At 74.8% G+C, this 7,284-nt stretch carries 6 protein-coding genes and 1 pseudogene; 2 read left to right on the top strand and 5 right to left on the bottom strand.

The window, feature by feature from the left end; translation table 11 throughout:
* The 3 genes from AAHZ94_RS25050 to AAHZ94_RS25040 all read right to left on the bottom strand — a co-directional run.
* Window positions 1-1,193, bottom strand: a 1,193-nt coding sequence (locus tag AAHZ94_RS25050; RefSeq protein WP_502964772.1) for an SUKH-4 family immunity protein, incomplete at its 3' end; no start/stop codon positions are given.
* 5 nt (window positions 1,194-1,198) lie between these two features.
* Entirely contained in the window at window positions 1,199-2,176 is a 978-nt protein-coding gene (locus AAHZ94_RS25045) for an SMI1/KNR4 family protein (RefSeq protein WP_349995408.1), read from the bottom strand.
* Window positions 2,177-2,322: 146 nt separating this feature from the next.
* Entirely contained in the window at window positions 2,323-3,156 is an 834-nt protein-coding gene (locus tag AAHZ94_RS25040; protein WP_349995407.1) for a sensor domain-containing protein, read from the bottom strand.
* Between the two features lie 189 nt (window positions 3,157-3,345).
* On the opposite strand from AAHZ94_RS25040, the gene AAHZ94_RS25035 reads away from it, so the two are divergent.
* The gene (locus AAHZ94_RS25035; RefSeq protein ID WP_349995405.1) at window positions 3,346-3,891 is read left to right on the top strand and encodes a YwqJ-related putative deaminase; all 546 of its coding nucleotides are present in this window, start codon (window positions 3,346-3,348) and stop codon (window positions 3,889-3,891) included.
* 4 nt (window positions 3,892-3,895) lie between these two features.
* Window positions 3,896-4,426, top strand: a complete 531-nt coding sequence (locus AAHZ94_RS25030) for an SUKH-3 domain-containing protein (protein WP_349995404.1) — start codon at window positions 3,896-3,898, stop codon at window positions 4,424-4,426.
* Between the two features lie 756 nt (window positions 4,427-5,182).
* Here the strand turns inward: AAHZ94_RS25030 and AAHZ94_RS25025 are convergent.
* Both AAHZ94_RS25025 and AAHZ94_RS25020 read right to left on the bottom strand, forming a co-directional pair.
* Window positions 5,183-6,553 (bottom strand): annotated as a pseudogene (locus tag AAHZ94_RS25025) (sensor histidine kinase); the annotation flags it as partial.
* A 480-nt stretch (window positions 6,554-7,033) separates the two neighbouring features.
* Window positions 7,034-7,284 (bottom strand): hypothetical protein (locus AAHZ94_RS25020; RefSeq protein WP_349995402.1); only part of this gene is annotated, 251 nt, incomplete at its 5' end.

Below are 7,284 nucleotides of genomic sequence, written 5' to 3'. Positions count from 1 at the left end.
TCCCAGGACGGCCCGGCCGGGCCGGAGCCGGAGCCCGGCGCCGCAGGGAAGGCCGACCCCGGCGCGGCCGGGAACGCCGGCGCGGCGGGCACGCCTGGCGCCGCCGGCACGCCGAGCGCACCGGATGCACCGAGCGCGCCGGAACCGTCGGATGCGGAGCCGGCCGGCGGCTCCATCGGCTGGGTGGGGATCTCGTCCGCGCCGTCGTCAGCACCGGCCGCGCCGAGCGCACCGCCCGCACCGAGCGAACCGGCCGAACCGGCGGCCCCTCCGCCCGAGCCTGCCGAACCGCCCTGCCCGCCGTGCTCGTTCGTCCCGGCCGATCCGCTCGGTGCGGCCGATCCGGCCGCGCCGTCGGCGCGCTGGCCGAAGTGGGCGGTGGCCGCCGCACCGGGCACGGGCGTGCCGCCCCCGGGCGTCCCCGCCGCCGACCGGCCGGCGACACCTTCCGCACCGGCGGCACTGCCCGCGCCGCCCGTACTCACCGCATCGCCCGTACTCGCCGAGCTGCCGGTACTCGCCGAGCTGCCGGTGCCGGTGGCATCGCCCGTACTGCCCAAGCTGCCCGTACTGTCCAAGCCGCCAGTGCCGGCGGCACCGCCCGTACCCGCTGCACTGCCCGTACGGCCGGAAACGTCAGCACCACCGGAGCCACCTGCACTGCCAGCGCCACCGGCACCAGCGCCAGCCGCTCCATCGGAACCAGCGGCACCAGCGGCACCGCCAGCCGCACCAGAACCTGCCGCGCCGGCCGCGGCGAGCGGCGTGTCAGTCTCCGACGTGCCGCCGGTCGGGCGGCGGGTGGAGATGCCGCCGCCGAGCGTGTTCGCCGCCTCCTGGAGCCACTCCGGGGGTGTCAGCAGGAACGACGTGGCCTCCAGGTCGAGCCGGCCGGAGGGGGCGGCGGGGGCCGGGGGCGCCTCGGCTGCGGCCCCGTACTCCTCCTCGTACCGGCGGATCACCTCGCCCACCGGCAGTCCGGGCCACAGCGTGGTCTCGCCGCTGTCGCGGGCGATGACCAGCCGGGCGCCCTGGGTGCCGGCCGCCCGTGAGGGGCCGTCGGGACGGTCCTCGGCCCAGGCGACGAAGCCCAGGTCGAACTCCCGCACCCGCACCTCGCGCTGCTGGTAGCGGGGGACGTCGCCGTTGACCCACTGCTCCGCGCGCTCCTGCGCCTGCGCGAAGGTCACCATCGCGCTCACCCCTCCACCGGGACGACGTACGCGAAGCCGCCGTCCACCATCAAGTTCGCCACCGTCTCCAACTCCGGCGGGTTGCCCGCGAGCCGCAGCAGGAAGGCGTCGAAGTCGTCACCGCACGGCAGCAGCAGCTCCGCCACCCGGTCCTGCACGCCCCAGCCGTCCCGGTCCCTGGCGTCGTCGTACGCGCAGAACCACACCGAGCCCAGCGCCGCGCCGCGCACCTTCACGGCGATCACGCCGCCCTGGACGAAGCCGACGCCCAGGTAGTCCTTGGTGAAGTGGTCGCGCAGGCACTTGTTGACGTAGACCAGGTCGTTGACGGCCGCCTCGTCGCGGACCGTGAAGAACGGCTGGTCGACCAGGAGGCCGAGTTCCGGATCGAGCGCCGCGCCGACCGGGGCGCAGCCGCCGGCGGCCTTCAGGAAGGCGCGGTAGGCGTCGGGCAGCCGGTAGCCGAGGTCCTCCTCGACGCCGAGCACCTCGTCCTCGGTGACCGACAGGCCGCGCTTGGGCAGCCCGAAGTGGACCGGGCGGGTCTCCTGGAGCGGCCTGGTGCCGCGCTTGTCCTGGTCGACGCCGGCCGTCGCGAGGCCGCCGTGGTGCCGCAGCAGGGCCTTCACCTCGACCGGCACCAACTGCACCCGGCGGGTCCCGGCGACGTGGTGCCAGGTCCAGCCGTGCGGCGTGGCCACCGACGAGGTGTCGCCGGCCCACAGCTCGTGGCCCGCGGCGTGCAGGGCCGCGTTGGCCGAGACGAAGTCGGTCAGCCGCAGTTCGTCGACGCCGAACCCGTCCGGGGGCTCCGCGATCTCCACGGCCGCCTTGGCGTACGGCGTGAAGTCCGGATAGCCGCTCTCGTCCACCCGGACCCCGTGCGGGTGTCGGGCAGCCCGGACCGGGTCCGGGAAGTGCACGACCTGCCCGGCGTAGGCCGTGTTCGGTGGCGCGGTGTGCCCGAGCCGACCTGTCGTCATGGCGGTTGCCCCCTGCTGCTGCTGGCTACTACCGACAGCCTATGCGGTGGCGCAACCGCGGAAACCGCCCCCGGCAACCCGCCGGGCCCCCCGGGACAGACCCCTTCATTCCCTATGAAAAATTGCCATCTTCCGCGAAGGAAGCGCTACGGGAGCTTCCCGGCGTCCATGATGCGACGGTGCTGCTCGTACGCCACCGCCCGCGCCACCGGGGCGGGCTTCCCGCTCGTACCGACGGACAGATACGTGGCCGTGTTGTCCCCGGTACGTACCACAGTGATGGAGACCGGTGCGTCCGTTCCGGCCTTGTCCCGCATGAGGAAACTCACGGACGCGTCCCCCACGGCCAGGTCCCGGCCCGGCGTGATCGTCAGGGACTGGTGGTCGCCCTCGTTGTCGCTGGCCGTGAAGCCGGGGCAGCCGGCCACCGCCCCGCGCAGGTCGGCCAGCCACTTCCGGGCGTCGCCGGAGCGGTAGGCGGCCAGCAGGAGCTGGGTCAGGGTGCCGCCGGGCGCGCGGGTCAGGTCGCCCTTGGTGAGGCTGGCCGAGACGTAACCGGTCCGCGGGTACTTCGGGCGGGAACCGAGCGCGTCGGCGATCGGCTGGCATGCGGGGCGGTCCGCGGCGAGCGTCGCCTCGGCGGGCAGCGCGTCGGCCGGGCCGCGGCGCACCTCGTACCCCGGTACGTCGCCCTTACGGAGCAGCGCGCGGCGCAGCGCATCGTCGTCCAGCGGCGCGGTGGCCGACTCCTTGCCGCCCCCACCACCGGCGTTCGGGCCCCCGCCCTGCGGCCCGTTCTTCGCCCCGTCCTGCGCGGCCTCGCCGCCCGGGCTCCGGTCGGCCCCCTGGGCTCCGGTCCGCCCCCGTTCGCCGGCACCGCCCGCGCCCCCGCCGTCCGCCCCGCCGGAACACGCGGCCGTTACGGCCAGCAGGGGAACGACGACGGCGGCGACCGCAGCACGCCGGATGTATGTACGCATGGGTCGCACTGTCTCAGACCATCGGCTGAAAACACACGGTGTGTCGCCCCCACAGCGACTACCCGTCACGCGACGGTGACGTATCGGACGGCAACCCGCATCGGGGCACACCTGACTTCCGCACCACGCGTCCCATTTGGCAGGCTGACCCCCGCAACAGGGGGATTGCACCTGGAGGGAAGCACCACCATGCACACCACACAGGATCGCGGCGACGCCGTGTCCGCACCGGGCGACCCCCGGCTGAGCTGGAGCAACACCGACGGCCGGGACGCCGTACCGGCGTTACTCCACCGGCGAGACGGCATCCTGCCCACCGTCGGGGCGGCGCTCTCCGTCCGAGGTCAGACGCTGACCTGCACCGCGGGCCGGGGCGACCAGCCGCCCGTGCTGCACCCGCTGGTCCAGGACTTCCTCGACACGCTCGGCAGCGGCCAGCGCGAGCGGTTCACCGGCCGCTGCCCGGAAGCGATCTTGCTCTCCCGGTTCCTCACCCACGCCGAGTCGAGCCGCAGCAAGCGCGCGGCCCGCAAGCCGCTCACCCAGGGTGAGGCCCGCCGGGCACTGAAACACGCCAAGATCACCGCACGGCACATCCGCGAGGACGGCGACCCGGCCCACGGCTCGTACGCCCCGCCCTGCCGTTCCTGCGCCCCGCTGCTGATCCAGTTCGGGGTCCGCGCGGTGGACGTCCCCGCCCCGGCCCAGGCCGGCCAGCCGAAGAAGCGAGGCTGACGTGATGCGCGCCTTCGACCGTACGGCCGCGACCCGGTTCCCCGTGGCGCTGGACGCCGCGCTGCGCGAGGCCGGCTGGACGCCGGGCCGCTGGGACATCCGGCAGGCCGAGACCTGGGCCGACGCCCTACGGGCCCACGAGTCCCCCGGCGGCCACCGGCACATCATCTTCCCCGCGGCCGGCGAGGCGTGGGCCGAGTTCGGCGGGCTGCACGTCCGCCCGCCGGCCACCGGCCGACACCTCGCACCCACCCCGTTCCGGATCGACCCCCTCCACGGCCTGCACCTGGCCCGCACCCTCACCGACCTCGGCCGCGCCCTCGGCACCGAGGTCTGCCCACTGGGCCAGGAGGCGGACGGCCAGGCCCTGCTGACGATCGACGCGGAAGGCCGCGTCTACAGCCTCGACCACACCGGCGACTGGTTCCTCGGCGGCGACATCGACCGCGCCCTCACCACCCTGGTCACCGGCACCCGCCCCACCAGACTGACCCTCGCCGAGCAGCCGGGCACGGACGCGAGCGCGAGCGCCTGAGCGGCGGGACTGAGCGGCACGCACGGGGTACGCCGCGCACGGGGTGGCGGTGGAAGCGGGGCGCTCGGTCGGGCGTAGGAGCCGCGCTCCGGGGCGCCCCGGTTGTATACATGTCGCGCGCAGATGCGTACATGTCGCGCGCGGATGCATACATGCAGCACTCAAGCCGTACACAGACGGCGCGGCCAGGCGCAGGCCGCACTCATGCCGCATACGACTCGCATACGGTGGGGCGGCGTTGCACACAACCTGTATCCGGGCGGGGTGGCGTTGCATACATCCCGTATCCGGAGCCCACGGCTGGCATACAACCGGTATCCGGAGGGCGTCGCGTTGCATGCATCCCGCATCCGGGGCCCGCGGCTTGCATGCAACCGGTATCCAGAGCCGCTGCGTTGCATACAACCCGCATGCGGAGAGGCCGCGCCGCATACAACCCGTTCAACCCCGCCGTCGCGCAGGCCCGCCGGCTGGGGGGGGGTCGGGGGCTGGTCAAGCCGCCGGGCCGCCGCGCTGTTCGGCCGGTTCGGGGATGGGGCCGGGCGGTCGGTGGGGGGACGAGGGCGTCGGGGGCTGCTCGCTCGTTGTTCGGTCCTGTGCGCGGCGGGCCGGTGTTGCCTGGTCCGGTACGGTCGTCCGCTCCTCGGTAGCCGGGCGGTCCTGGTACGCGGCGGCTGGAGCAGCGGGGGCGTCCGTCGTGGTGGGGGCCGGCACCGGGGACGGGGGCTCGGTGGGCTGGGGGCGGGCCGCGCGGTCAGGGAGGACCGCCGAGACCCGGAAGCCGCCCGCGTCGGTGGGGCCCGACACGAAGCCGCCGCCCAGCGAGGCCACCCGCTCCCGCATCCCGACCAGCCCGTTGCCGCCGCTGGGCAGCCCCGCATCGGCCGCCGCCTGGTCGGACGGGCCGTTCTCCACCAGCACCGCCACCTCGGCTGGGCGCCGCGCGAGCCGTACCCGGGTCTCGGCACCCGGCGCGTGCTTGTGCACGTTGGTCAGGCCCTCTTGGACGACGCGGTACGCGGTGGCCTCCACCGCCGCCGCGTAGCTCCGGTCCTCGCCCTCCACCAGCAGTTCCACCGTCATGCCCGCCGCCCGCGACTGCGCGACCCGCGCCCCCCGCGCGCACCGCGCGGGGCGGGGGGGTGCGGGCGGCGCCGGGGGCGCGCCGGCGGCGGCCGATCCGGCGGCCGACGCCGACGACGCGGCGGCAGCGGCGGACGAGGAGGCAGCCGACGCGACGGCCGCCACCGACGCCAGCGGCACCGCCCCGACGTCCGCCCGCCCGCCGCCCTGGCCCTCATGGGCCCGTAGGACACCGAGCATCTGCCGCAGTTCGGTCAGCGCCTGCCGGCCCATGTCGCCCACCAGGGCCGCGTTCTTCGACGCCTTGTGCGGGTCCTTCAGCGCGATGGCCTGGAGGGCCGCCGCGTGCACCACCATCAGGCTGACCCGGTGCGCGACCACATCGTGCATCTCGCGGGCGATGCGGGTCCGCTCCTCGTTCCGCGCCCACTCGGCGCGCTCCTCGGCCCGGTCGGCGAGCAGCGAAAGTTCCCGCTCCAGGCCGTCCGCCCGCTCCCGCAGGCTCTCCACCAGCCGACGCCGCGCACCCACGTACAACCCCGACAGCACCGGCGGCACCGTGACGCCCACCGCCATCAGCAGCGCGACGATGCCGGCCACCCAGACCGGCGGGTCGTACCCGTCCTTGGCCATGTCCTGCCGGAACTTGACCACCGTGACGATCAGTGTGCCGCTGATGGACATGCCGGACAGCACGCCGAGGACCCGGCGCGGCAGCCCGGCCGCGGCCATCGTGTACAGGCCGATGATCGTCAGCATGACGCCCATCGAGGCCGCGGAGGCGGCGATGGACACCAGCACCACGACGATCGGCCACCGCCGCCGCACCAGCAGCACGCTGCCGACGATCAGGCCGAGGACGGCGCCGAAGCCGCTGGGGATGTTCGCCTCGCCGGCGAAGTCCAGGCCCTCAAGCAGGCACTCGCCCGCCGACGCAAGGGCTATCGCCACGTCGAACACCATGCTGCGGCGCCGTTCCCACCACCACGGCCCGGCCGGCGCGCCCCGCGCACCCGGTTCCACGGCTTCCCCCGTCGTCGTCATACCTGCCAGCGTACGGGGGGCGGCCACTTCTTTTCCGGTGGAGCGCGCGGCAGGGAACTCGGGCGTTTTCCGGAGGGATTCGCCTTTACGCGCAAACCAGAATCCCGGCCCAGTTTCCCGCCAAACCATCCGACCGCGCCGGACACGCTCCCACGCCCCGCACCGCCGTACGGGCCGAATGCACGCCGCAGGTACGCCGCTGGCGCGGAAGTGGAGCAGATCGCCCGGAGAAGCGGTGAAGAAATCCGCGACGGCACACCGGACGCGTCCCGTACCACCCCGGCCGCCCCGGGCCCCGCCGGACCCACCGGGCGCGCGAGCCACACCAGACGCGCACGAGAAATGCGCGAGGAGTACGCGAAAGGCCCGCGAACGGCGGGGTGGTACGGAACGCGGCGCGGCGCGCGGAAAGCAGCGGAAAGCAATGGATTTCGCGCCGCCCGCGAAAGGCACGAAATCCACCGGAGGCCGCACGGGAGATCAGGCCGCGGCGCCGCTGCCCCCGAGCGGTCGCGGCAGTACGGAGCCCCCAACCGAGACGAGGACGGGGACGGAGAACGGAGAGAAGAAGGGGAGGAGCGCGAGGAGAGAGCAGGAGGAGAAGGAAGAGAAGGAGGAGCGGAGGACACCCACGCCACTCCCCGCGGCCCCACTCCCCCCACCCCCCCCCCCCCCCCCCCCCCCCCCCCCCCCCCCCCCCCCCCCCCCCCCCCCCCCCCCCCCCCCCCCCC

Source organism: Streptomyces sp. HSW2009 (assembly GCF_040240285.1).
Taxonomy (GTDB): Bacteria; Actinomycetota; Actinomycetes; order Streptomycetales; family Streptomycetaceae; genus Streptomyces.
The sequence above is the reverse complement of the archived record's forward strand: the minus strand, read 5'-3'. Positions and strand labels throughout refer to the sequence as shown.

Coding starts and splice junctions, on each gene's coding strand:
- AAHZ94_RS25040 (WP_349995407.1), bottom strand. CDS start 3,156: ATGCGTACATACATCCGGCGTGCTGCGGTCGCCGCCGTCGTCGTTCCC.
- AAHZ94_RS25035 (WP_349995405.1), top strand. CDS start 3,346: ATGCACACCACACAGGATCGCGGCGACGCCGTGTCCGCACCGGGCGAC.
- AAHZ94_RS25030 (WP_349995404.1), top strand. CDS start 3,896: ATGCGCGCCTTCGACCGTACGGCCGCGACCCGGTTCCCCGTGGCGCTG.
- AAHZ94_RS25045 (WP_349995408.1), bottom strand. CDS start 2,176: ATGACGACAGGTCGGCTCGGGCACACCGCGCCACCGAACACGGCCTAC.